At 39.4% G+C, this 26,349-nt stretch carries 18 protein-coding genes; 2 read left to right on the forward strand and 16 right to left on the reverse strand.

What is annotated here, in order from left to right; all coding sequences use genetic code 11:
* Nucleotides 1–56 precede the first annotated feature (56 nt).
* Complete coding sequence (locus tag PLZ15_14975; GenBank protein ID HOI31046.1) at nucleotides 57–3,704, forward strand: multifunctional oxoglutarate decarboxylase/oxoglutarate dehydrogenase thiamine pyrophosphate-binding subunit/dihydrolipoyllysine-residue succinyltransferase subunit; 3,648 nt, start codon at nucleotides 57–59, stop codon at nucleotides 3,702–3,704.
* A 6-nt stretch (nucleotides 3,705–3,710) separates the two neighbouring features.
* On the opposite strand, the gene PLZ15_14980 is transcribed toward PLZ15_14975, so the two are convergent.
* From PLZ15_14980 to metG, 7 genes are all read right to left on the reverse strand, one after another.
* Complete coding sequence (locus PLZ15_14980) at nucleotides 3,711–4,937, reverse strand: peptidoglycan DD-metalloendopeptidase family protein (protein ID HOI31047.1); 1,227 nt, start codon at nucleotides 4,935–4,937, stop codon at nucleotides 3,711–3,713.
* Nucleotides 4,938–5,076: 139 nt separating this feature from the next.
* The gene (locus tag PLZ15_14985; protein ID HOI31048.1) at nucleotides 5,077–6,063 is read right to left on the reverse strand and encodes a MoxR family ATPase; all 987 of its coding nucleotides are present in this window, start codon (nucleotides 6,061–6,063) and stop codon (nucleotides 5,077–5,079) included.
* Nucleotides 6,064–6,119: 56 nt separating this feature from the next.
* The gene (locus tag PLZ15_14990; GenBank protein HOI31049.1) at nucleotides 6,120–7,385 is read right to left on the reverse strand and encodes a peptidylprolyl isomerase; all 1,266 of its coding nucleotides are present in this window, start codon (nucleotides 7,383–7,385) and stop codon (nucleotides 6,120–6,122) included.
* The gene (locus PLZ15_14995; protein HOI31050.1) at nucleotides 7,382–8,197 is read right to left on the reverse strand and encodes a hypothetical protein; all 816 of its coding nucleotides are present in this window, start codon (nucleotides 8,195–8,197) and stop codon (nucleotides 7,382–7,384) included. Before PLZ15_14995 ends, PLZ15_14990 begins: the two co-directional genes overlap by 4 nt.
* Nucleotides 8,181–10,166, reverse strand: coding sequence for a peptidylprolyl isomerase (locus PLZ15_15000; GenBank protein ID HOI31051.1), 1,986 nt, complete (start codon nucleotides 10,164–10,166; stop codon nucleotides 8,181–8,183). Before PLZ15_15000 ends, PLZ15_14995 begins: the two co-directional genes overlap by 17 nt.
* 96 nt (nucleotides 10,167–10,262) lie before the next feature.
* Nucleotides 10,263–11,207 carry a site-specific DNA-methyltransferase gene (locus PLZ15_15005; protein HOI31052.1) on the reverse strand — a complete coding sequence of 315 codons (945 nt, stop codon included), beginning with the start codon at nucleotides 11,205–11,207 and terminating at the stop codon, nucleotides 10,263–10,265.
* 22 nt (nucleotides 11,208–11,229) lie between these two features.
* Nucleotides 11,230–13,266 (reverse strand): methionine--tRNA ligase, encoded by a 2,037-nt coding sequence (metG, locus tag PLZ15_15010; protein ID HOI31053.1) that lies wholly within the window; start codon nucleotides 13,264–13,266, stop codon nucleotides 11,230–11,232.
* Between the two features lie 193 nt (nucleotides 13,267–13,459).
* Between metG and PLZ15_15015 the strand changes: the two genes are divergently transcribed.
* Nucleotides 13,460–14,779 (forward strand): alkaline phosphatase, encoded by a 1,320-nt coding sequence (locus PLZ15_15015; protein HOI31054.1) that lies wholly within the window; start codon nucleotides 13,460–13,462, stop codon nucleotides 14,777–14,779.
* Nucleotides 14,780–14,830: 51 nt separating this feature from the next.
* Here PLZ15_15015 and PLZ15_15020 read toward each other — a convergent pair whose 3' ends face one another.
* The 9 genes from PLZ15_15020 to glmS form a co-directional block, all read right to left on the reverse strand.
* Nucleotides 14,831–16,654: a long-chain fatty acid--CoA ligase gene (locus tag PLZ15_15020; GenBank protein HOI31055.1), complete on the reverse strand. Its 1,824-nt coding sequence runs from the start codon at nucleotides 16,652–16,654 to the stop codon at nucleotides 14,831–14,833.
* Nucleotides 16,655–16,744: 90 nt separating this feature from the next.
* Nucleotides 16,745–17,074 (reverse strand): hypothetical protein, encoded by a 330-nt coding sequence (locus PLZ15_15025; protein ID HOI31056.1) that lies wholly within the window; start codon nucleotides 17,072–17,074, stop codon nucleotides 16,745–16,747.
* Between the two features lie 10 nt (nucleotides 17,075–17,084).
* Nucleotides 17,085–17,738 carry a hypothetical protein gene (locus tag PLZ15_15030; GenBank protein ID HOI31057.1) on the reverse strand — a complete coding sequence of 218 codons (654 nt, stop codon included), beginning with the start codon at nucleotides 17,736–17,738 and terminating at the stop codon, nucleotides 17,085–17,087.
* A gap of 57 nt (nucleotides 17,739–17,795) precedes the next feature.
* Entirely contained in the window at nucleotides 17,796–18,728 is a 933-nt protein-coding gene (argF, locus tag PLZ15_15035) for an ornithine carbamoyltransferase (protein HOI31058.1), read from the reverse strand.
* A 42-nt stretch (nucleotides 18,729–18,770) separates the two neighbouring features.
* On the reverse strand, nucleotides 18,771–19,190 hold the full coding sequence (locus tag PLZ15_15040) for an SxtJ family membrane protein (GenBank protein HOI31059.1): 420 nt from the start codon (nucleotides 19,188–19,190) through the stop codon (nucleotides 18,771–18,773).
* A complete protein-coding gene (locus tag PLZ15_15045) occupies nucleotides 19,177–21,000 on the reverse strand; it encodes a carbamoyltransferase (protein ID HOI31060.1) in 1,824 nt (607 codons plus the stop codon). The genes PLZ15_15040 and PLZ15_15045 overlap by 14 nt, the downstream gene beginning before the upstream one ends.
* A 15-nt stretch (nucleotides 21,001–21,015) precedes the next feature.
* A complete protein-coding gene (arcC, locus tag PLZ15_15050) occupies nucleotides 21,016–21,963 on the reverse strand; it encodes a carbamate kinase (protein ID HOI31061.1) in 948 nt (315 codons plus the stop codon).
* Nucleotides 21,960–23,279 carry a cyclic 2,3-diphosphoglycerate synthase gene (locus PLZ15_15055; GenBank protein HOI31062.1) on the reverse strand — a complete coding sequence of 440 codons (1,320 nt, stop codon included), beginning with the start codon at nucleotides 23,277–23,279 and terminating at the stop codon, nucleotides 21,960–21,962. The genes arcC and PLZ15_15055 overlap by 4 nt, the downstream gene beginning before the upstream one ends.
* 18 nt (nucleotides 23,280–23,297) lie before the next feature.
* Nucleotides 23,298–25,130, reverse strand: coding sequence for a glutamine--fructose-6-phosphate transaminase (isomerizing) (glmS, locus tag PLZ15_15060; protein HOI31063.1), 1,833 nt, complete (start codon nucleotides 25,128–25,130; stop codon nucleotides 23,298–23,300).
* Nucleotides 25,131–26,349 lie beyond the last annotated feature (1,219 nt).

Here is a 26,349-nt window from a genome sequence, read left to right on the forward strand (position 1 = left end):
GAACGAATCACCAGAATTTTATGTTAGACTTAGTAAGAAAAATATTAACGGGAAATATGGACTCGACCAAATACCATAAAGAATTATTCAATCATTTCGGTTATAATTTCGGCTTCGTTGCCGACCTGCTAGACAAATATATTGAAGACAACAATTCTGTACCGGAATACTGGCAAAATTATTTCCGTCAGCTCACCGGAGGGGAAACATCTCCGTTCTCTTCAGTAACAATTCAAAAGGGCGCATCACGAAAAAAGGATGTCCCCGTTACAATTATATCAGATTCATTTGATATTGCTCCTGAAGATCAGGTAGTACCGATTACAGGCGTTGGGGCAAAGATCATAGAAAATATGACGGGAAGTTTAAGCATACCAACAGCCACATCGTTACGGACTATTTCCGTCAAACTTCTTGAAGAGAACAGATCAATAATCAATCAGCACCTGAAGAGGTTCGGACGGGGAAAGATCTCTTTTACACATTTAATTGCGTATGCTTTAGTACAGGCTCTGAAAAAATTTCCGAATATAAACAACTCATTCGGGATTGTTAACGGCAAGCCGAGTTTTATTAAAAAGGAATATATCAATTTAGGAATCGCCGTAGATATTGAACGGAAAGACGGGACACGATCGCTTATCGTACCAAATATAAAACGGTCCGAGGTAATGGATTTCAGCAGATTTCTTGATTCATACAATGACCTGATTGAAAAATCCAAGAGCGGAAAACTTGAACCTGCAGATTTTCAGAATTCAACACTTACATTAACAAATCCGGGCGGTATCGGTACAGTATCATCAACACCCCGTTTAATGAACGGACAGGGATGCATTATTGCTGTGGGAGCGATCGATTATCCGGCTGAATTCAAGGCAATGGTGCCTTCGGCTCTTACTTCTTTCGGAATCGGTAAGGTGATGAATATTACGAGTACTTACGACCACAGAATTATTCAAGGGGCAGAGTCGGGCGCATTTCTGGCTTATGTGGATAAACTTCTTCTGGGTGAAGAAAGATTTTACGACAATGTATTTTCTGATTTGAAAATACCCCAGAAAGCAGTTGGATGGGATTTGGATACTCTCTCCAAACGGTTTTCGAAAATTGAAAATATTGAAGAGATTGAGAAACAGGCAAAGATTGTACTGTTAATTAATATGTTCAGGGTAAGAGGTCATCTTATAGCTGATATCAATCCGCTACATCCGCCGAAAACTTTCCATCAGGAACTCGATCCTGCAAATCACGGATTTACAATATGGGATTACGACAGAAATTTTATCACAGGAAATCTTCAGGGTACGAGAACCGGTACACTGAGGGAGATACTCAGTATTCTGCATCAGACATACTGCGAAAAGATTGGTGTGGAATTCATGCATATTCAGAATCCCGATGAAAAATTGTGGCTTCAGACTAAGATGGAACCGGTAAAGAATAGACCCTCAATTAATCCGGAGGATAAAAAACGGATTATGGAGAAGTTGATTATCGCAGAGGCATTCGAACATTTCCTTCATACAAAGTTTATAGGACATAAAAGATTTTCACTTGAAGGGTCGGAGACATTAATACCTGTTCTCGATTACCTACTGAGTTTTGCAGCCAATGAAAATGTTCAGGAAATTTTTTTAGGAATGGCACATCGCGGCCGACTGAACGTTCTATCCAATATCATCGGTAAAAGTTATACGAATATATTTTCTGAATTTGAAGACGAGCTTGATCCTGATTCTCCGCAGGGTACGGGTGATGTAAAATATCATCTGGGTGCAAGCGGAAATTACAAAACGAAGGACGGCGGTGAAATAAAAGTATCGGTAGCCTCCAATCCATCGCACCTTGAATGGGTTGACCCTGTAGTAGAAGGAATTATCCGAGCAAAACAGACGAGAAATAGCGATTCCGAAAAGAATAAGTTTGTACCGGTATTGATTCACGGAGACGCTGCTTTTGCCGGTCAGGGAGTTGTTGCCGAGACTTTAAATCTATCTCAGTTAAAAGGATATAGAACAGGCGGAACAATCCACATAATAGTTAATAATCAGATCGGATTTACAACCGCTCCGGAGGATGCCAGGTCCTCACCCTATGCGACAGATGTTGCAAAGATGGTCCAGTCGCCTATTTTTCACGTAAACGGAGACGACCCCGAAGCCTCACTATGGGTAACACAACTTGCGTTTGAATACAGACAGAAGTTTAAGAAGGATGTTGTTATTGATCTGATCGGATACAGAAGGCATGGTCATAACGAAGGTGACGACCCCGTTTATACACAACCGCTTATGTACAAAAAAATCAAGGCACATCCATCGGTTAAGGAAATCTATCAGAATCAACTGATCAGGTCCGGTATCATGTCAGATAAAGAAATTGAATCTCTTGATAAAAATATTTATGACTTGCTAGAGAAAGCATTGAAAGAGACAAAGAAGAAAGGAGACAAATTCAAACCGGACAGGCCGCTTGCATATTCTTATGAATACTATAATAATTTCCCTCGTAACGGCGATACAAGAGTTTCACTCGAGCTCCTAAAAAAAGTTGTTAAGGGGATTACATCTTTTCCCCAGAACTTTTCACTTAATCCGAAACTTCAGAAGCACATTGCAAAGCGTAAGGAACTTCTTACAGGTAATACCATGATCGATTGGGCTTTTGCCGAAGCACTTGCATTCGGTACTTTGCTCGTTGAAAAAAGACCTGTTCGATTAAGCGGTCAGGATAGCGCACGCGGTACATTCAGTCAGAGGCACCTGATATTCACTGATATGAATAACGAAGAGGAAGTTAATCCTCATAATTCAATTGAAGAAGGGCAGGCAAAAATCGAGGCGCTTGACAGTCTCCTTTCAGAAGCAGCCGTACTCGGTTTCGAATACGGTTACAGTATTTCCGATCCGCTAGCTCTTGTTATATGGGAAGCGCAATTCGGCGACTTTGCCAACAGTGCCCAGGTTATAATAGATAATTTCATTGTAGGATCTTATACTAAATGGCAGCTTCCGAATAATCTTGTAATGCTCCTTCCGCACGGACAGGAAGGTCAGGGACCCGAGCACAGCAGCGCAAGACTCGAAAGGTTCCTGATACTTTGCGCAGAAGAGAATATGTACGTCTGTAATCCGACCACACCGGCTCAGTACTTTCACCTGTTAAGACGCCAGGTTCACAGCAGCACCGGCGAAAGTAACGGAGCTTTTGAAAAACCTCTTGTTGTACTAACACCTAAGAGCCTACTGCGACTGCCTGCAGCCCGTTCACCTATTTCTGATTTTACCGACGGAGAATTCGAAGAAATAATTGATGATAAGATTGAAGATAGATCAGGAATTAAGACAGTAATATTAACCAGCGGTAAAATATTTTATGAACTCCAGAATTACAGAGAAATAAATGAAATAAAGGATTCAGCAATTGTAAGAATTGAACAATATTACCCGTTTAACGAAATTCTTTTTTCCGAAATACTTAAGAGTTATCCTTCCGCCACACTAGTAAGATGGGTGCAGGAAGAGCCGAAAAATATGGGTGCCTGGAGTTTCCTTTTACCGAGACTGACAAATCTGTTAAGGGAAAACCAGAGATTAGTTTTTACAGGAAGACCTGAAAGCCCGAGTCCGGCCAGCGGTTCATCCAGAAAGCACCTTGTAACACAGGAAGAAATAATTAAGAAAGCGTTTAGCGGACAATGATTGGTATTAATTAAGAGTGTTTGAGATAAGTTTCTCTGCAAGAGAATCTTTAACCATTTGAAATTGGGGAAGGTCCTCTTTAGCTACCGGGTTTGAAGACGGTAGTTTTTCTCTCAATGCATCCACCTGTCTACCGTTTTTCCAGAACCTGAAACATACATGGGGGCCCGTGGCCAGCCCAGTACTTCCGACATAACCGATTATCTGACCCTGCTTAACAGCAACTCCGGATCTAATTCCTTTTGCAAATTTCGACATGTGAAGATACTGTGTTGTATACGTGGAATTGTGCCTTACCTTGACGTAGTTACCGTTTCCGCCTGTATAGCCCGCTTCAATTACAACACCGTCGCCGACAGTCATAATAGGTGTACCGGTAGGAGCGGCATAGTCGGTACCCAAATGAGCTTTATATCTTCCAAGGACAGGATGAAAACGTCTTGAAGAAAACCTTGAGGAAATGCGGCTGAATTTTAATGGAGCTTTCAGGAATGCTTTACGCAGGCTATTCCCTTTTTCATCGTAATATTCGGCTTCATCGTTTTTTTCAAATCTGAATGCATAGAAATCCTCATTGCGATGCCTGAAGGATGCGGTTAATATTTTTCCTACACCGGTAGGTTTTTCGTCCACATATAATTCCTGAAAAACTACTTTCAATGAATCATTTGCCATAATTCTGAAAAAATCGATCTGCCAGGCATATATTTCAGAAAGTTTGACCGCTACTTCCGGATCGACGGAATTAGATTCAAGAGTCTGCCATAAAGAATTTTTTATGGTGCTTGCAAAGGCTCTTTCCCTAATTTCAACTTCCTTTCTGCCGTGATAGACTTTAATACTATCCCTAAGATCGAATACAACATATTCGATAGGATTGCGGATATATACAAAATAGTGAACGGTTTCAGTCGTATCCCATTCAGCATAAATGTAATATTCGTCCCCTGCTTTGAAATTTCTAACCGGGAATATTCCACGGGCTTCTTCAGCAATTTCAAATATCTGTTTATCACTCAATCCGTGAGGTAAAAGAATTTCACCGAGAGTCTCACCTCCGCCTATTGTTCCGTGAACTTCAATTAGTGAATCGACTGCCAGGCCAAAAGAATTGTAGTTGACCGGATTCTCTTTTCTTTCTACTTCTTCACTGGAACAGCCTGTTAGAAATAGAGCTGCAATAATCGTTGTAAATATTATCTTCGAAATTTTACCTGTCAATTTTATTATCATAATTTATTCAGAATCTTTATTCCTGCCTGCAAAAGGATCATGTTTAATCCTGAAGAGGTTTAAGAGCATGTCCATTATATTAAGGATAAATTCAATGATAGCGGACAATAATCCTCCTCAATTTACAGGGGAATATAATTTACTGAGCTAATAATTTTTTGATTATTTCAACCGAATTAATTCCTTCGGCTTCTGCAGAAAAATTCGGAATAATTCTATGACGTAAAACCGGGACTAAAAACGATTTAACATCATCGATCGATGGAGTGAACCGACCTTCCATAACTGCTTTTGCTTTGGCAGCCAATATCAGGTATTGAGATGCGCGCGGTCCGGCACCCCAGCTAACCCACTCATTAATAAAAGCTCTGGTATTGCCTGAACCGGGTCGAGTCCTATTTACAAAATTAACCGCAAATTCAATAACGTTATCGGCAACAGGAACGCGCTTAATAAGTTCCTGGTAAGCAATAAGTTCTTCGGCTGAAAGTATTTTATTTAAGTCCGGCAGATAATTGCTAGTAGTTGTTCTAATAATTTCAATTTCCTCACCTGTCGAAGGATAATCGAGCCACAGATTGAACATAAACCTGTCGAGCTGCGCTTCCGGAAGCGGGTATGTGCCTTCCTGCTCAATTGGATTCTGAGTTGCAAGCACAAAGAAAGGCTCATCGAGCTGATGAGTTGTTCCTGCAGCAGTTACTTTATGTTCCTGCATCGCTTCGAGAAGTGCTGACTGGGTTTTGGGAGGAGTACGGTTAATTTCATCGGCCAGAACCATGTTAGCAAAAACTGGCCCCTTTATAAAACGGAAAATTCTTTTTTTTGCAACCGGATCGTCGTCAATTATTTCAGTGCCGGTAATATCACCCGGCATCAAATCGGGCGTGAACTGAATCCTGCTGAATTTGAGATCGAGTACCTGGGCAAGAGTTTTTATTAAAAGAGTTTTGGCGAGACCCGGGACACCAATAAGCAGGCAGTGTCCCCTTGCAATCAGACCGACAAGCAGATCGTTGATAATCTGTCCCTGACCAACAATAACCTTTGAAATTTCTTTTTTTATCTGAAGAATTGATCCGGCTAAATTTTCAACGGCTGCAACATCGTCTGATTTTTTCTGCACTAATTCTCCTGAATCTTAATTTTGAAAATAAATTAATCGATATCAGTTTTTATCAATTATAACCGGATTTCCCAGAAGATTTTTTCCTTCAGTTCATCCATCCACTTCGAATATAATTTCTGTTTTTTATAATATTCAGTAAGGCGTTTTATTTCCACAAAATCCTGATCGAGGTTGGCTTTGTGTTCAGGAATTCTTTTAATCAGCTTAACAATATGATAACCATAAGTATTGCTATCAATTTCGAGTCTCTTAGGAAAGCTGATATCATTCTCCTTCATTTTAAAGATAATATCGAGAAGGGATTTATCGAGCTGATTTTTTTCGAATGTTCCCAGCTCACCCCCAAAGCGGGCATTCTCTTTATCATCGCTATACTTTTTTGCATAATATTCGAATGTATTCTTCCCTGAAACTATACTATCCCTTATCTCATTAAGGAATTCGATTGAACGGAGATCCGCTTCGTCATCTGCTTTCAGTTTAATCAGAATATGACGGGTGTTAATGGACTCACCCCTTCTTTCGAGGAGCTGTATAATATGAAAACCGACTGGAGATTCAATAATGCCCGAAAGCTGATTCGGTGCCAGAGCAAAAGCAGCCGCTTCGAATTCAGGGTAGAAAACACCGCGCTTTACGAATCCGAGGTCGCCGCCCTGTGAGGCACTTCCCGGGTCATTGGAATACTGGCGTGCAAGCTGGGCAAAATCACCGCCTTTTTTAAGAGAATCGAGAAGCATGGCAGCCAGTTCGCGGGCTTTCTGTTTTATCCGTTCGCCGGTTTTAGGATTCTGAAATATATGTGCAATCTGATATTTTTCAGCAACAATACCGAGCGAATCTTTATATGCATTATAAAATTCTTCAATGTCATATCTTGATACCTGAATGGTTCCAAACTTTTTCTGACGCACAAGATCGGCCATAAGGTTTTTTCTGGTATCATCTCTCAGTGTTCTTTTAATTTTTTCAACAGGCATACCATAGACCTGTTCAAGCCTTTCGCGCGAGCCGTACTGATTGATGAAATAATTAATCTGGTAATCGAGCTGCTGGGTTACCTGGTCGTCTGTTACAGTGACAGAATCGAGTTCGGCCTGCGCATAGAGTAGTTTTTCCTCAATCAACTGATTGAGAATGGCTCTTAGTATTTCCGGATCGGACGGATTTAATTTTCTTTGAGCTGCTTCGAAGTTAGCCCTGAAATCGAGTTCCGACTTTAAAATTATCTCGTTGTCAACAACAGCCACAATTTTATCACCAACCTGCTGAGAATAGATCGGAAGAGCGAAAAGAATTAATGCTGCTAAATATTTCATTCCTTATTTCCTTTTAAGTCAATATCCTGATCTTCAATTAATTTATTTAAGTATTCCCTTACAATCTCTTTATTTCTGAGTAGAAGAAAACGGTCTTTAATCTGTTCCTCAATAATTTCATAGGGCGGAAGGAGACCTTTGACATATTTATCGATTAATTGAACAACGGTAAATTTGTCCGGTTCCGTTTGAAGAATAATACTAATCTCACCCGGGAGCAGATTGCTAACAATTTTATATTTAGTAACCGGTTCGATTTTGTGGAGGGGCATTAGAACACCCGATTCGGCATTAATCAACACCGGATCTCCCCGGAACTGGTTGATTGCCTTCTTCCAGTCGCTTTCCACTAAAATCTTTCTGAACTTCACAGCACTTTCGAAATTTCCGAAATCAACTTTATTAAACCGATATGTATCATCATTCAAGATAAAATCAGATTTGGTTTTTTCATAGAACTCAAGCAGTTCATCGCGTGAGGGGACATATGAATTCTCTTTTAGATATTCATTTATCAAAAGAGAAGCTGCAATCTCCCTGCTGTTTTTTTCTACAAGAGTTTTATATACCGGTGAATCGAGAAGACCTTTTTTCAGCGCCTCATTGAACAAGATCTCTTTTTCGATCCAGTTATTTATATATTCTTCTCTTAACCGGGACTGGTGCTGGAATTCTCCCAGTGCATCAGCGACGTCTTCCTCAGTAAGGACTGAATTACCAATCTTTACCAGCTGATTCGATTCTTTTTTATTCTCGGAACAGGATACAAATAAGAATCCGATAACAACAAGCAAACTAATTCTTAAAAGCATTCATTAACTCATCATAGTAATACTTGGGTTTGTAGATTTCTTTAAGCTTATTCAGATAAACAGATTCAAGCCGTTTACTTTCAAGTTCCTGCAGAAGACTAATTATTTCAGGTTTAACTTCATCAAGATTTTTAAGTCGTGCCGGTTCCCGCTTAATAAGTTTTATAACCGACCATCCATCCTGGAACCTGAACGGTTTTGAAATATCTCCAATGTTCGGGAGAGAATCAGCTTTTTTCGAAAGTTCATTTACATCAATTTCCATCAGGCCTTTATAACCCGGTATATTATCATAACCTTTTCTAAGAGAATATCTGGTAACAAGGCTGTCGAAATTCTCTCCTGATAAGGCAAGATTGTAATAACGATTTGCAGCAGTATCACTAATTGCATAAATCTCCTGGAATTCAACCCGGTCCTTCCACCTGTAATTTTCCCGGTGCTTTTCAAAATAATCCTGAATCATAATACTATCTACAGAGATCTTAGACCAGACTTCATCTTCGAGGATTTTGAAAAGATAAATTCCGTTTTCGTATTCTTCCATTAAAAAAGCAAAATTAGAATTTTCCTTATCGTAGGATAATGCTTTTTCCTCAAGCAGCTTTTTATCCAGGTAGACATTGATTGCCTCGGCAAACAACTCTTCTGTGAGGTTGCGAGCGGAGAACTGGCTGGAACTCTTCATAAAACTGAATAATGAATCCACAGTAGAAGATTTGTCCGCATATGAGAAAAGAATACTCTGACCATATTGCTTCCTTACGTCGCTTTGATCGAATGCTTCATAAGATGGAATGTTATGGAGTGAATTCATAATCCTCGCAAAAACCTCCCTATTCAACTGATAATTATAATCCTGCCGTAACTGTGAAAGTATTTTATCATACTCAAGCCGGTAAGTAGTTCTAAGGAACATATCCTTCAATTCTTCAGCACTCTGTTCATAAGCAGGATAAGGTGATTCAGCGTTTAATTTTACGAGATGATAACCGGCGTAGGACTTAATAATTTGTGATACTTCCCCCACTTTAAGTCTGAAGACAGCATCTTCAAAATTGGGATCCATCCGGCCTCTGCTGAAATAGCCCAGGTCGCCATACTGATCGGCAGACATTTTATCATCGGAGTATTTAAGAGCGAGTTTATTAAAATCGGCACCCTGATTCAGCTCTTTCTGAATTTCCAAAATTTTATTGAAAGCTTTAGAACTATCAACAACACCAGCTGAATCTTTGAATGCAACAAGAATATGCTGGGCTTTTATCTGGTCCCGGCGGGGCATTTTTTCAATAACCTTTAGAATATGAAATCCATAATTGGAGATAACAAGTTCGGGATGAATTTTCCCCGGTTCAGTATTATAAATCGCCTCTTCAATTGCAGGGACAACTATAATTCCTGCAGTAACCCAGCCAACAACACCTCCTTTAGTATTGGTGTACTGGTCTTTTGAATATTCAGCAGCGAGTTTTGCAAAATCCTCACCTTTATTAATTCTCTCGATAAGTTTAATTCCAAGTTCTCTGACCTGGGAGTCATTCATTAAGGAATCCGGGATGAGCATAATATGGGCGGCAAGAATTTCCGTTTTTCTTCTTTCATACATTTTTCTTAATGCAGGTTCATAAAGTTTATCTTCAAGAAAGAGAGTAGTACCTATATTTTTTTTATAATCGATTAATTCTTTTTTCATATCGGGATCGCTCGTATATCCCCTGACTACGGCATCCCTCAATTTCATTTTATAATTTACATAGAGGTCAAGAAAGTTTTTCATATTTTCCAGTGAATCCGTTTTAGCTTTTGCCACACCTCCTGTATTCCTGGAATAAGCCTTTTCAAACTCGTCCATATAGACATTATAATTACCATATTCAGCGACAACTATTTTTGATTGTTCCGGAGCGCATGAGACCAGAAATGTTATTAATGGGATAACCGGTAAGAGAAGCTTTCTGAATGGCATCAATAATCCTCCATTATTTTAGAATTTCTATAAATTAAATCGATTTTTTAATTATCGGGAGTGTAAAAATAACAAGAAAAATCGAAATTACTTCCTTTATTCAACTTTGAATGGTAATGAGTTCCTTTCCCAGAAGCGGCCGTACTCGTAACCCTGAATTTTTTTATCATTTTCAGCTTTTTCTAATCTTTTTTCTGCCAGAGCCGCATAATAACGGTCGATTTCGATTCCGAGATAGTTTCTGCCCAATTTTTTAGCCACGACAGAAGTTGTACCAGAGCCGAGGAATGGATCGAATATGAGGTCACCTTTATTTGAGCTTGCAAGAATTAGTTTGGCCAGAAGCTTTTCCGGCTTTTGTGTGGGGTGATCAGTATTTTCAGGCATCGACCAGAAAGGAACCGAGATATCTGTCCAGATATTCGAAGGAAATGTAAGACGGAAACTGCCGGATTTAGATTTCTTCCAATCCTTCGGTTCCCCGTTTGAGTCTTTATATGGAGCAATAACTCTCCTGTTCAGTTTAACGTGTTCGCTATTAAAAAGATATTTACGAGATAAAGTACAGAACCATATATCTTCCGAATTATTTTTCCAGTTGGATTTGGCGCCACGTCCTTTTTCCCGCTCCCATGTAATTCTGTTGCGGATATAAAAATACTTTTCGAGAACAGGACCCACGGAAATAGAGGAATGCCAATCGCAGCAGAAATAGACAGAAGCATTCTTTTTCAGTATATGGATCAGACCGGAGATAATTTTATCGACCCATTCGGCATAGCTGTCGATCGACAATGCTTTAAAACTTGTTGTATTGAATGATTTATTAAGATTATACGGCGGATCGATTATAAGTAGGTCAACCACTCCCGATGGCATAAGTGGGGCAACATCCCAGAAATTACCGCAGATTGTTTTATTAATGATTTCTTTAGAATCATTTATAGAATGCGGATTCAGAAATTTTCGCGAGAATTTCTGGATTTCAGATTCCGAAATAATAATCGATCTGTTAAGCGGAGATTTTTTTTTATTGGTCATTGAAATTGCCGCTGAGACAAAATTATTTAGCAAGTGTGCCGGGAGCGATGGAGCCGTCGATCTCAACAATCTTAACTTTCCCCTCTTCACCGGAATCAACCGCCAGAATCATTCCCTGAGAATCGAGACCGAACAACTTAGCCGGTTTAAGATTCGCAACAATCAACACTTTCCTGCCGATCAATTCCTCCGGCTGATAGCTTTTGGCAATTCCGGCAACGAGTTGCCGTTCTTCATTGCCGACTTCAATTTTCAGTTTGAGGAGCTTTTCACTTTTTGGAACTCTCTCCGCATTTTTAATAAGAGCGACTCTGAGCTTAATCCTTTTGAAATCATCGATGGTAATTTCCTCATCGGATTTTTTTTCAGGTGCTTCGGGTATCCCGAGTTTGCTAATTTCCTTTTCAATAACATTATCTTCAATTTTTGTAAAGAGTATTTCCGGCTGCGAAAGCCGGTGCCCTGCAACAAGATTCAGATTTCCGGCCTGATCCCACCCGGATTTAGAGGCATTAAGCATTTTAAATATCTTTTCGGACGAGAACGGGATCACCGGTTCAAATAATTCAGCCAGCGTATAAATGCAGTTCAGACAGATATTTAATGTAGTACCGCATTTTTCTTTATTCTTTTTAACACTTATCCAGGGTTCGGAGTCGTTGAAGTATTTATTCCCAACTCTGGCAAGATTCATCATTTCGAAGACAGCGTCTTTAATCTTATAACGTTCTATAAGTTCCCCGACTTTTGAGGGATAGGAATTGATTAAGCTAATCATATCCTCGTCAATTTTGTCAAGTTTTCCAAGTTGCGGAACTTTGCCGTCAAAATGTTTAAAGACAAATGTAAAAGTCCGGTTTATAAAATTTCCTAGAATATCAGCCAGCTCGCCGTTATTTCTCGACTGGAATTCTTTCCAGTAGAAGTCGGTATCCTTATTCTCAGGCAGGTTAGCCGCAAGAGTATACCGGAGCGGATCGGCGGGGAAAGACTCCAAAAAATCGAGCACATCCACACCCCAGCCGCGGGACTTGGAAAACTTTTTTCCCTCGAAATTGAGGAATTCATTTGCAGGGACATTCTGAGGCAGAATATATTTATCATCATTAAAATCATTCCATGCCATCAACATAGCCGGGAAAATGATTGTATGAAAGACAATATTATCCTTCCCGATAAATGCAACATATTTAGTATCCGTTCCCTGCCAGTATTTTTTCCAGAGATCCGGTTCATTTCTTTTTTCAGACAATTCTTTGGTAGCTGAAATATATCCGAGAACTGCCTCGAACCAGACATAAAGAACCTTCCCGTCAGCGCCGTCAACCGGAACTTTAACTCCCCAATCGAGGTCGCGTGTATATGCCCTGTCTTTAAGTCCTTCCTTAAACCATCCCTTACAATACTGAAGCACGTTATCTTTCCAGCCGTACTTTTCTGTCATTTCATTAATATACTTTTCAAGCCGTTCCTGGAATTTTCCGAGCGGGAAATACCAATGTGAAGTTTCTTTGAGGACAGGTGTTTGTCCGGAGATCTTACTTTTAGGATTTTTCAATTCGGACGGTTCGTAAAGCGAGCCGCATTTTTCGCATTCATCGCTTCGCGCTTCCTCATAACCGCATTTCGGACATGTTCCTTCAACATACCGGTCCGGTAAATACATTTTAACCTTTTCGTCATAGAACTGTAGAGACTTCTTTTCAATAAGCAATCCCCGGTCAAAATAACTTTTGAAGAACTCGCGGGCCGTTTCGTGATGTTCCGGAATGCTTGTACGGGAATAGATATCGAAACTCATCCCGAATTTTTCGAATGCCTGTTTGTTTAATTCATGGTAACGATCAATTATTACTTTGGGTGAGACCTTCTCGCTATCGGCAGTAATTGTAATTGGTACTCCGTGTTCATCAGAGCCGCAGACATAAATTACATCTTCCCCTTTTAATCTCTTATATCTCACATAAATATCTGCAGGAAGATAAGCACCGCTTAAGTGACCGAGATGAATCTTTCCGTTTGCATAAGGAAGTGCTGAAGTGACTAGAATTCTTTCCACATTATTTCCCAAAATTGATCCAATGGTTGTTTATAATGAAGACAAATATAAGAAAAATTGGGTTTTCCACTCCTCATTTGGAATAGAATAATATTGAGTTGCTTTGAGTCAGTGATAGTTATAATAGATTCGATATTTCATCATCCGGGGAAATTGAATAAATTTGCATTTATAAAAATTTCAAGGTGATATAATGAAGCTTCTTAAATTATTTATGATATTGATTTTACCGGGTCTGTCAATTATTTCCGGACAAAATTCATCATCTCAATCATTAAATACTGAAAAAGGAAATGTGATTTTCATCCATCCGGACGGTACATCGCTGGCCGTTTGGAATGCAGTTAGACTCCTTTATGCGGGACCGGATAGTCAATTGAACTGGGATAAATTACTGAATGTCGGGATATACCTTGGCCATATGACAAATTCATTAACAGCTACTTCCAACGGCGGAGGGACAATACACGCATATGGTGTGAAAGTAGGTGTTGGTGCTTACGGGACTGATGATAAACTTGAAAAGCCTGTTTCGCGTTCGGGCAAAAGGCTAAGTATAATGCAGGAAGCAATGGGCGCAGATATTAGAACCGGACTGATAAATTCCGGAAGTATAATCGAACCCGGGACAGGTGCATTTGTTGTTACTGTGCCTTCAAGAAAGGAAGATGAAGAGATAGCAAAGCAGACTATTTTTTCGGGTGTGGATGTAATAATGTACGGCGGCGAGGAATGGCTGCTTCCTAAAGGGACTAGCGGATTTCATACAAAGAGTGGGAAGAGGACAGACGGACTAAACCTGATTGAAGAAGCAAAAAACCTCGGATATAAAGTTATCTACAGCCGCGAACAACTCCTGAACCTGCCCAAAGAAACTGAAAAACTATTAGGTATCTTTTCAGAAGATCATACATTTAACGACAAACCCGAGGAAGAACAAAATAAACTAGGCCTGCAAAATTTCAAACCAGGTGTTCCGACACTTGCTGAGATGACCGAAGCAGCAATTCAAATACTTTCCAGGAATAATCAACAATTCCTGCTTGTAGTAGAAGAAGAAGGAACCGATAATTTCGGCAATAAGAACAATGCCAGAGGGACACTTGAAGCATTGAAACGCGCTGATGATGCCCTTGGTGTTGCATTGAAATATATTGATTCAAATCCGAAGACACTTTTAATCACATGTTCGGACAGCGAGGCAGGCGGAATGGAAGCCATAAGTTATACAGAAGATTATTTCCCGTTCGATAAACCGATTTCTAAATTAGCCCCGAACGGTGCGCCGTATGATGGAGTGGACGGTCCTGAAAGCTTCCCTTTCAGGTCGAAACCGGACAAATTGGGGAGGACGTTTCCATTCGTAATAAGCTGGTCTACTACTGACGACGTGTGCGGTTCTGTTCTTGTACGCGCGGCAGGTTTAAATTCTGAATATGTGAAAGGATCGGTTGATAATACGGATATTTACAAGTTTATGTATCTGACGCTGTTCGGGAAAATGCTTCCATAAAAAATAATCTTGCTCATGATTTTTTAAGGATCATGAGCAAGATATTAAATATTAGCCTTCCATGCCTTTATACATATCTTCAATCAGATCTTTATAACGTTCTTCAATAACCTTGCGTTTTACCTTTAGGGAAGGTGTAAGTTCGCCGCCTTCAATTGTAAAAGGTTTATCGAGTATCGCGAATTTGCGTATCCTTTCGAATGCAGCAAGTTTCTTCTGGAACTCACCCAATTCCTTATCAAGGAGTTCGTAGATCTGCTTCATCTTAACAAGTTCATCAACATTACTGTATTGGATTCTATTTGCATCGGCGTATTCTTTAAGTGCTTCGTAGTCAGGAACGATTAAAGCCGTAATGAACATCCTTCTATCGCCGATAATAATAAACTGATCGATATACTTGCTGGCGAGGAACATATTCTCTATAGGTGTGGGTGCGATATATTTTCCGCCTGAGGTTTTAAAGAGATGTTTCTTTCGGTCGGTAATTATAAGAAACCCTTCCGCATCGAATACACCGATATCGCCGGTATGCAGCCACCCGTCTTTAATTGTATCTTCAGTATCCCTCTTGTTCTTATAATATCCCTGCATGATATTAGGACCATAGGCAAGGATCTCGCCGTCTTTAGCAATTTTAACTTCAACGCCGGGCAATGGTTTGCCCACAGTTCCGAATTTATAATCATTTAATCGATTTGCCGTAATAACAGGTGACGATTCGGTAAGACCGTATCCTTCAATAATCAGAATTCCGGCAGCGTCAAAGAAGATACCCAGTTCACGCGAAAGTGCTGCACCGCCGGAGATAAAGAATCTTAATCTGCCTCCGGTTCTTTCTCTTAACTTGCCGAAAACCAGTTTATCCGCAAGTTTCCGTTTCAATGAGAGCATTATCGGGACAGGATGGCCGGACTTTTTAGCAACCATATATTCTTTTCCGGTTTCGATAGCCCAGTTAAATATTTTCTGCTTTTTCTCCGGTTGACTTTCAACATTCTTTTTTATCCTGCTGTACATTCTTTCAAACAAACGGGGGACTGCCGTCATGATTGTCGGTTTAATTTCCGACATATTATTGGCAATTTTTTCTATACTTTCAGCATATGCAATTATGCCACCGCAAGAGAATGCAGTGTAATATCCGCCCATTCTTTCAAAAATATGACAGAGAGGAAGGAAAGAAAGAAATACATCATTTTCATCTATGTGAAAAATTTCATGAGCAGCCTTGATATTTGAAACAATATTTTTGTGAGTCAGCATTACACCTTTCGGTTCACCGGTAGTGCCCGAAGTATAAATAATTGTACAGAGTTGATTCTCGGTACACATACTTGAAGTCTGATTGAAGTAATTCGGCTGTTCCTTTCGGAATTCCCTTCCCTTATTCTGAACATCCAGTAACGAGTAAACATCCTTTTCCGAACCTCTCTCAGAATTGTTCATTACAATAATAAACTTAAGATTCTTACAATTACCGCGAACTTTCAAGACTTTGTTCAGCTGGAATTTATTTGAGACAAAAATTCCTACCGACTCGGAGTTATTAAGAATATACTCGAGCGATTCCGAAGTAGAGATAGGATAAAGAGGAACATCAATAGCCCCAAGTCCTAGAATGGCCATATCTGCATAAACCCATTCCGGTCTGTTCTCCGCAATTATTGCAACCTTATCCTCTTTTTTAACGCCGAAGGCAGCCAGCCCGCAAGCCAGGTTTACAGTTTCTTCATAAAGCTGATCATAAGTGATATCGTTCCACTTTTCATCAACTTTATATTTAAGAACCGGCCTTTCTTTACCCTTTCCGAATTCCTGGGTAATAATGTTGAATAACTGAGGTATTGTTTTAAAGTCCTTGTATAGAGGCATTTTTTTCTCCAAAAATTTGATTCAAGATAGTAGTGGATGAGATAAAAAGTCAATAAGGAAGGATAAATAATTTTTATGAGGATCGGATAATTAATCGGACAAAACGATTCCATCAACTACGGGAGTAACACATATTAAGGGATTTTGAGGGACCTTATATTCGCGGAAAATTTCTTCGAATAACTGAAACTGCATTCCTTGGGATTCAAGTTTTGAAAACTTTGAGTATTTCATGAATTGTCCCGCTGAATTGCACGGAGAGTTGAATCTCTGAGCAATTTGATAATCCTCTTTCGCGCGGGATTTCAGGAAATTTATTTTCTCATCTTCAGATCCTTCAAGAGAATAATCGACAGCCCTGAATTCGGCGACAAAGCCGTTTTTAATAATAAGATAAATGTTAAGTATTGTTTCCATCATTCTATTCGATTCAGGATTTATTCTTAAGTGCAAAGATTGTAAGGAAAGTCGAAAGCACAAAAGCAAGTTTACAGAGAAGGCTTTCGACGGCAAATACAAATGACGGAATAAAAATAGCAATAACCATTGCGGGAATAAAAGTAAAAAGGTATCCGAACAGATAAAGCCGGGTGAGAGATTTATCAGCCGGTTCCGATTCAGCTCCCCACTTCTTATTCAGAATTATCATAGACCCGATTATTGGAAGATAATAGAAAGTTGAATAGAACGGTCCGAGAGGATAATAGTATGAAGCATAAAGCACAGTACATTTAGTAACGGCAAGCTGATCGATGGCAAAAGGATAATAGATTATAAAAAAGAGAGCCGGTAAAAAAATCAGTTTATGATAACTCCTCAGTTTACCCGCAAATAACAAAACGGTATATAATCCAAGCGGAGGCAGAAGTGTAATATCCAGAAGGGCGAGATAAATGAAAATCTGTTCTTTCAATCCTGCAAAACAGATTAAAAACTCGAATACCTGATAACCGAAGAGCAGTATTAATTGCGCGATTACAAGTTTATTAACAGTATTTTTTCTGGCAAATAAAAGAAGATTAACAATGTAAAGTAATTCTATACAAGCGATAAGGAGTGATACTAATCCGTCGATATTTTCCATAATAAAAAATCCGGAGCAGATGATAATCTGCTCCATTTGAAATTATAATTAGGTTTGTTACATCGTCAGTGCCATTATGGCTTTTTGAACATGAAGACGGTTTTCGGCTTCGTCAAAAATAACGGAATTTGGAGAATCGCAGATTTCATCTACAACTTCATCGCCTCTATGAGCCGGCAGGCAATGCATAAAGATATAATCATCCTTTGCGTTTTTAACAAGCTGCGGATTAACCTGGAAGCCTGCAAATTTCTTTTTCCTTTCTTCTGATTCCTTTTCCTGTCCCATACTTGCCCAGACATCGGTATAAATAATATCAGCATTTTTAACCGCTGCTTTGGGATCGTCAAGAATTTCAACAGTGCTTCCCATATATTTTGCATTTTCAAGCGATTCTTTAACTACAAAATCAACCGGTTTGTATCCGGATGGCGATGCGATAGAAATATTCATACCTACTTTGGAACATCCCTGAAGCAGACTGTGGGCCATATTATTTCCATCGCCTATATATGCAAGTTTTAATCCCTGAAGAGTTCTTTTCTTTTCGAGTGCAGTAAAGAGATCGGTCAATACCTGGCTGGGATGATGCAGATCGGTCAATCCGTTAATTACAGGGATCGATCCGTATTTTGCTAGATCGATAACATCCTGATGGTCGAAAGTACGAATCATAATTCCATCAAGATACCTGGAGAGAACTTTTGCAGTATCGCTAACGCTTTCGCTCTTTTTCAACTGCAGATCATTCTGATTAAAATACAATCCAACCCCGCCCAGTTCATAGATACCTACTTCAAATGAAACTCTTGTACGTGTTGACGGTTTAGAGAAAATCATTCCCAGTTTTTTACCGTCAAGAACATAATGTTTTTTGCCTGTCAAACGTTCTTCTTTAAGTGTTCTACTCAAATCAAATATCTGATAGATCTCTTCGAGTGTAAGATGCTGAATTTCAATCAGACTTTTACCTTTCATATTAACAGCCATTTTTCACCTTTATTATTTTATATGTTTTTTGAATTACTTTTTTCAATACATCTTTTCGTAATCGATTTCTTTATTCTCCTTCATAATCCAATAAGAACTTTTTGTATCGCCCCACTTCAGATCAAGAAATTTTTTGCCGAAAACTTTTGCGATCAAACCAACAGGTATCATCACCAAAATAAAAAGAAGTGTTAAAATCATCCGCGAGACAACCCATCCGAGAGCAAAGGCAAAGCCCATCCAGAATTTATAAATCGTTTTAAGTCGGTCAGGAGAAATAATACCATTAACAAATAAGATAGATCCTACAACAAGGAAAAAAATCCTTACTCCTACCGTACCCCAGAATAAAATGGATATGAGTATAAATACAATTCCGATTGTAATCCCGAACTTCCTGAGGGATTTAACGGAAAGATCCAGACTGTTCAGTTCATGTACAACGTCTTTAATCCAGCTCATACTTCTGCTTCCAGTCGATATCGTCGTGAAATTGAGGCTGTTCGTTTTTATAAAGTATAAAATTTCCAAGCGTAAGGAGATCCATTTCAGTCCGCATAAAGCACTTATAGGCATCGAGCGGGGATTCAACAATCGGCTCGCCGCGCACATTAAAAGAAGTATTTACAATTACAGGGCATCCGGTCTTTTCGTAGAAGCGTTCTATTAGTCTATGATAAACCGGATTATCATCCTTATGAACAGTTTGAATCCTTGCAGAATAATCGACGTGGGTAACCGCCGGTATTTCTGATCTTGCAACATTTAATTTATCGATACCCCAGAGATTTTTTTCCTCATCAGTCATAATCCGTTGTTTCTCCTTTTTAACATCTGCAACGAGGAGCATATAAGGGCTTTCAGTATCGAGTTCAAACCATTCGTTCACTTTTTCAGCCAGGACAGAAGGCGCGAACGGACGGAAACTTTCCCTGTATTTTATTTTCAGGTTCATCTTTTTCTGCATCTCCGGTGAGCGCGCATCTCCGATAATCGATCTCGCGCCCAGAGCTCTGGGTCCAAATTCCATTTTACCCTGAAACCATCCGATAACTTTCTCCTCAATAATCGCATCGGATATTTTTTCAATCAAGTCATCAGATGATACTTTATGATAAGGAAGTTTGAATTTCTTCAGAAATTTTTCGATCGTATCATCAGAATAAACTGTACCGAGGTAGGAACCTTTCTGAAGGTCTCTTCCCTTTTTGACAGGAGGAGGATTGTTGTTAAAACGATGGTGAGCAATAAGTGCAGCACCAATAGCACCGCCAGCATCACCCGCAGCGGGCTGGATCCAGATATTTTCAAAAATTCTTTCGCGTAATAATTTACCGTTACCAACACAATTCAGAGCAACGCCTCCGGCAAGACATAGATTGTTCTCACCGGTAACTTTTTTAACATTCCCAGCCATTCGAATCATAATCTCTTCTGTTACATCCTGAACGGATCTGGCCAGGTTCATTTCTCTCTGAGTAAGATTTGATTCTGCTTTTCTGGGAGGCCCGTCGAAAAGCCGGTCGAACTTTTCATTTGTCATAGTAAGACCGGTATTATAGTTAAAATAGTCCATATTCATTTTAAACGAACCGTCATCTTTAAGGTCAACCAGATGATCGAAGATTTTTTTCACATACACGGGTTCACCGTAGGGCGCAAGGCCCATTACTTTATATTCGCCTGAATTGACTTTAAAACCCGTGAAATAAGTAAAAGCGGAATAGAGTAACCCTAACGAATGGGGCCAGTGAAGTTCCGACAGAATTTCGAGCCGGTTTCCCTTTCCGACACCCCAGGAGGATGTAGCCCATTCACCCACTCCGTCGATTGTAAGAAACGCAGCCCTATCAAACGGCGACGGATAGAATGCGGAGGCGGCATGAGATTCGTGATGTTCCGGGAAAAGTATTTTACCTTTAAAATTCAATTGTTTGGAGATCAGGTCGGGGATCCAGAGTTTTTCCCTCAGCCAGAGTGGCATTGCCATAATAAAGGATTTCAATCCTCTGCCAGGGTATTGAAGATAAGTTTCGAGAATCCGGTTGAATTTTACGATCGGTTTATCGTAGAAAGCAACAGCAGATAACTGATCAACGGAGATTCCGGCAAAATCAAGACAGAAATTCACAGCATTCGACGGGAAATTGGAATCATGTTTTATCCTAGTGAATCTTTCTTCCTGAGCAGCAGCAATGATCTCTCCGTTTTCAAGAAGAGCAGCTGCTGAATCATGGTAGTATGCCGAAATTCCGAGGATGTATTCTTTCATAACCCTAGTTAAAAATTAATTAATAGTAATTCTGGTACCGCAGTTTTCTTTTTCTATCTCCTCTTCACTTGTAATAATCGCTTCTTTACCGCCGTTTCTAACAAAATCGATTGCAGCCAGAATTTTCGGACCCATACTTCCATCCGGGAATTCCCCCTGCTTTAAATATTTTTCGGCTTCATCTGCAGTAATATGATCAAGGGCTTTCTGATTCGGTTTATTAAAATTGATGAAAACCTTTGGAACATCTGTAATAATGTAGAACCGGTCGGCATTTATCAACCGTGCCAGAAGTGCCGAAGCAAGATCCTTATCAATTACGGCTTCTATTGCTTCAAGGTATTTTGTATCCTGATGAAAGTAGACCGGGATTCCTCCACCGCCGGCAGCTATTACTATATGCCCTTTATCTACCAGGTCTCTTACAACCTGATAATTCATAACATCAACAGGTTTAGGCGAAGCGACCACCTTACGCCATCCTCTTTTTCTGGGATCTTCTTTAAAAATCCAGTTATTCGCTTTGGCAAGAAGGTCCGCTTCTTCTTTAAGGTAATAGGGTCCGATCGGTTTTGTAGGATTATTAAAAGCGGGATCGTTAATATCGACAAGTACTTCGGTAATAAGAGCGACTACATTTTTCCTCAGCTCGGTCTTATTAAGAGCATTTCTCAACTGCCTGTCGATCATATAGCCGATTCCACCCTGGGAATCGGCTACGCAAATGTCGAGCGGCATTTTAGGAATTTTAAATTGATTATAGCCGGCTTCATTCCTTAAGAGAATATTTCCAACCTGAGGACCGTTGCCATGAGTAATTACAAGTTCATAATCATTTCTAATCAGTTCGATTATCTTTTCACAAGTATCGAGCGTGTGTTTTTCCTGCTGTTCAATGGTTCCTATTTCATTGCCTCTAAGAAGAGCATTACCGCCGAAGGCAACGACAGCAACTTTTTTCATAAAAGACCTTTTGATTTCAATACTGATGCCAACGTGTTCGTACCGAGTTCATGAAGCTCGTACATTACTCTGGTTGACGGTTTATTAATTTTAAGTATCCTGCTGAGATCAATCGGAGTACCGATAACAACAGAATCGCAATCGGTTCTGTTTATAGTTTCTTCAAGGTCTTTTATCTGCTGATCGCCATAGCCCATTGCCGGCAACAGAACGCCAATATTCGGATACTTCTGATAAGTTTCTGTAATAGATTTTACTGTGAATGGACGCGGATCAACTATTTCCTTGGCACCGAGTTTTTGCGAAATAACAGTACCGGCTCCGTATTTCATTTCTCCGTGAGTAAGAGTTGGACCGTCCTCAACAACAAGAACGCGTTTGCCGGAGATCAATTCCGGTTTATCGACAGTAATAGGAGAAGCTGCGTCGATAACCACAGCGCCGGGATTAACCGCCTGAATATTTTTCTTTACTTCTTCAATACCTTCCGGACCTGCGGAATCTATTTTATTAATAATAACCGCGTCGGCAAGCCGCAATGATGTGTTACCCGGATAGTATCTCATTTCATGGCCAGGTCTGTGCGGATCGACAACAGTGAATGTAAGATCGGACTGATAGAAGGACATATCATTATTTCCGCCGTCCCATAAAATAATATCGGCTTCCTTTTCAGCTTCCCTAAGTATAGCTTCATAATCAACACCTGCATAAATAACGCCGCCTCTTGCGACATGCGGTTCATATTCTTCTCTTTCTTCAATTGTGCATTCATATTTATCGAGATCGGAGAACTGAGCATAACGCTGTACCTTTTGTTTAACAAGGTCGCCGTATGGCATCGGATGCCTGATTGCTACAACTTTTTTTCCTGCATTTTGAAGAAGCTCAACAATTTTTCTCGAAGTCTGGGATTTACCGCTTCCGGTCCGGACAGCCAGGACAGAGACAACCGGTTTTGTACTTTTAATCATTGTTTCAGAAGCACCCATCAAACGGAAAGAAACACCCGCTGCGTTTACAATAGAAGCTTTAGTCATAACATATTCAAACTGGACATCGGAATAGGAGAAGACAACTTCATTTACTTTCAGTTTATGAATAAGATCGACGAGTTCAGATTCCTCATAGATCTTAATTCCATCAGGGTAAAGTTTTCCGGCTAATTCCGGGGGATAAATTCTACCATCGATATTAGGAATTTGAGTAGCTGTAAAAGCAACAACATTGTAATTCTCATTATTTCTAAAGAATACATTGAAGTTATGGAAATCACGCCCAGCTGCACCCATGATAAGGACGTTTGTACGAATCATAAATCACCTCTAATTAGTTTATTCAACAGTTACACTCTTCGCCAGATTGCGCGGCTGATCAACATTCAATCCCTTTTTTACAGCTATATGGTAAGCCAGAAGCTGAAGCGGGATTACACTCAAAATCGGTTGAAGCATATTGATTGTTTTAGGGACTTTAATAACATGGTCTACAATCTTTTCAATTTCGTTATCATCTTCGTTAACAATTGCAAGTATTCTACCTTTGCGTGCTTTAACCTCCTCAATATTGCTTACGACTTTTTCATAGACCGAATCTTTAGTAGCAATAAAAACGACCGGCATATTCTCATCAATTAATGCGATCGGACCGTGCTTCATTTCGGCTGCCGGGTAACCTTCGGCATGTATATAAGAAATCTCTTTCAGTTTTAAGGCCCCTTCAAGAGCGACAGGGAAATGGTATCCTCTTCCTAAATAAAGAAAATTTTTAGAACTGACATAACGTTCCGCGATCTTCTCAATCAGTTCGTTCTGCTTAAGGATGTTTTCAACTTTTTTATTAAGCTCCTGCATTTCGCGGATAATTTCCTGCCCTTCGGGCTGATTAAGGTTTTTCCTCCGCGCTATCAGCAGTGTTATTAAAGAAAGTACAATAAGCTGGGATGTAAATGCTTTTGTTGATGCAACACCAATTTCAGGTCCGGCGTGAATATATACCCCTGCTTCGCTCTCTCTTGCTATAGAACTTCCGACTACATTGCATACACCAAGGCAGAGTGCTCCTTTCTTTTTAGCTTCTTTCAAAGCAGCCAGTGTATCGGCGGTTTCGCCGCTTTGAGAAATAAAAATTACAGTATCCTTCGAAGTAATAATCGGATGACGGTACCTGAACTCGGAAGCATATTCAACTTCGACAGGGATGCCGGTATATTGTTCAAGCATATACTCGCCAACAAGTGCCGCATGCCAGGATGTACCGCATGCTGAGATGATTATCCGATCCGAACCGGCAATTCTCTCTTCGAAACCCTGCAATCCTCCGAGTTTGGAAATTCCCTCTTTCAGAACCAGACGACCGCGCATCGAATTGTAAAGAGATTCAGGCTGTTCCATAATCTCCTTAAGCATGTAATGCGGATAGCCGCCTTTGGTTAATTCGTCTATACTTACATCTACTTCATAGATCTCTTTTATAATATTCTTATCGCTGATCGTTTTGGCCTGGAAATGATCTTTAAATACTTCAGCAATTTCCCCATCCTCCAGGTAGACTACCTGACTTGTATGAGCAATAAGGGCATTGACATCAGAAGCAATGAAATTTTCGTTCTTACCGATTCCGATAACAAGGGGTGAACCTTTTTTTGCGACTACAATTTTTTCCGGTTCGTTTTTATATATAACTGCTATACCATAAGTCCCTTCTACTTCATTCAAAGCATATCTGACCGCCTGAAAGAGGTCTTTTTTAATTTTCATATAATGGTCAATCAGATGGGCTAATACTTCTGTATCGGTTTCGCTGACAAATTTATATCCTTCTTCAATCAATCCGTTTTTGAGCGAGACATAGTTTTCAATAATACCGTTATGAATAAGAAAGATTGTCCGGTCTTCATTCATATGGGGATGGGCATTAATTGTACTTGGTTCGCCGTGCGTAGCCCAGCGGGTATGCCCTATTCCGAGGTTGGACTGGAGATTTTCGGAATGGACAAGTTTTTCGAGTTCAGCAACTTTGCCTTTTGTCTTAACCGCTTTGCATTGAGTAGTATTTATAATTCCGATTCCGGCGGAATCGTACCCTCTGTATTCGAGTCTTTTCAATCCTTCAATCAGAACCGGAACACAGTTTTTTTCACCTATATAACCAACTATGCCGCACATAGTTACTCCTATATGTTGATATAAAAAATAAATAAGAAGAGTGAAAATAAAAAATTAGTGATCCGGACAAGGACGTAAAAGAAGTAGATTTGGCTCGATATTTAAACCCAGTATTTTGATATGGTTTCGATAAATCATATTGAATTTTAAATAAAACTTGCGGGTCAAATTTGCAAAAAAATGGATGGATTTGCAACTGATTAGGTGCTTTTTTCGGATCAATCGGGGTAAACAGATCTCCACGGTAAAATGGTTTTGAAATATTAGAAGATATATTCAATTGAATAGAGTTTGTATTTCGATACAGCCAACAATTCCCAATATGACTGATTTTGTTTAATACCCTCATTAATCATATATTTGTAGCAGATTTTTAGATTTAATGCACCTGTAGCTCAATTGGATAGAGCATCTGACTACGGATTACATTCTTTCCTTTCAATTCACTCTAAAAACAAATCTTTTTTTAAAATTAAGACACTATTAAGACACTTTTTGCACGACTTTGTAATGAGATTGTAATTTAACGGCGAAATTTTTGCTCGATTATAAAATTGTGACAACGTATTTTGTTGGCAAAATTTTTAATGAATTTAGCTGCAAAAATTGTGACGGAAAAACTGAATTAATAGCTTACATCAAGAAGGAATAAATATCATTCAAGATCGATTAGAAGAAAATTTCAGTATACTTTTGAGTTTTACATTCAAACATTATTGTGAATAATGATTATTAAAGTAAAAAAGCCGAAATCAAAACCACGAAAAACTTGTCCGAAGTGCGGAGGTAAATCGATTGCTAAAATAATATGGGGATTAGTCATGTTGGATCCCAAAAAAGAAAATGAAAATGATGTTGATAATATTCACTATGGCGGTTGTTGTATACCAATAGATGAAAATGGCAACGCTCCCAAATACCACTGCAATGATTGCGAATACGAATGGTAAATAAATAAACCGCCGGAGTTATCCGGCGGTTTTGTTTTGGATTGACAAATTAAGCTGCTACGACCTTTTAATAGCTTTCAATAAATTGAGCTTTATCTTAGCTGTGTTGCATATATAAGATTAGTGCTTAATTTTTTTGAAGATGTTTAATATTGCAAAACCTTTAAAAAAAGAATATTACTTAAGTAGAATCATCTTTTTTACCTGAGTAAAGGGTTTTTCACCATTTTGTGGAATAGCCTCAATTTTATATAAATATAATCCTGAGG

This window comes from Melioribacteraceae bacterium, assembly GCA_035362835.1.
Classification (GTDB): Bacteria; Bacteroidota; Ignavibacteria; order Ignavibacteriales; family Melioribacteraceae; genus DSXH01.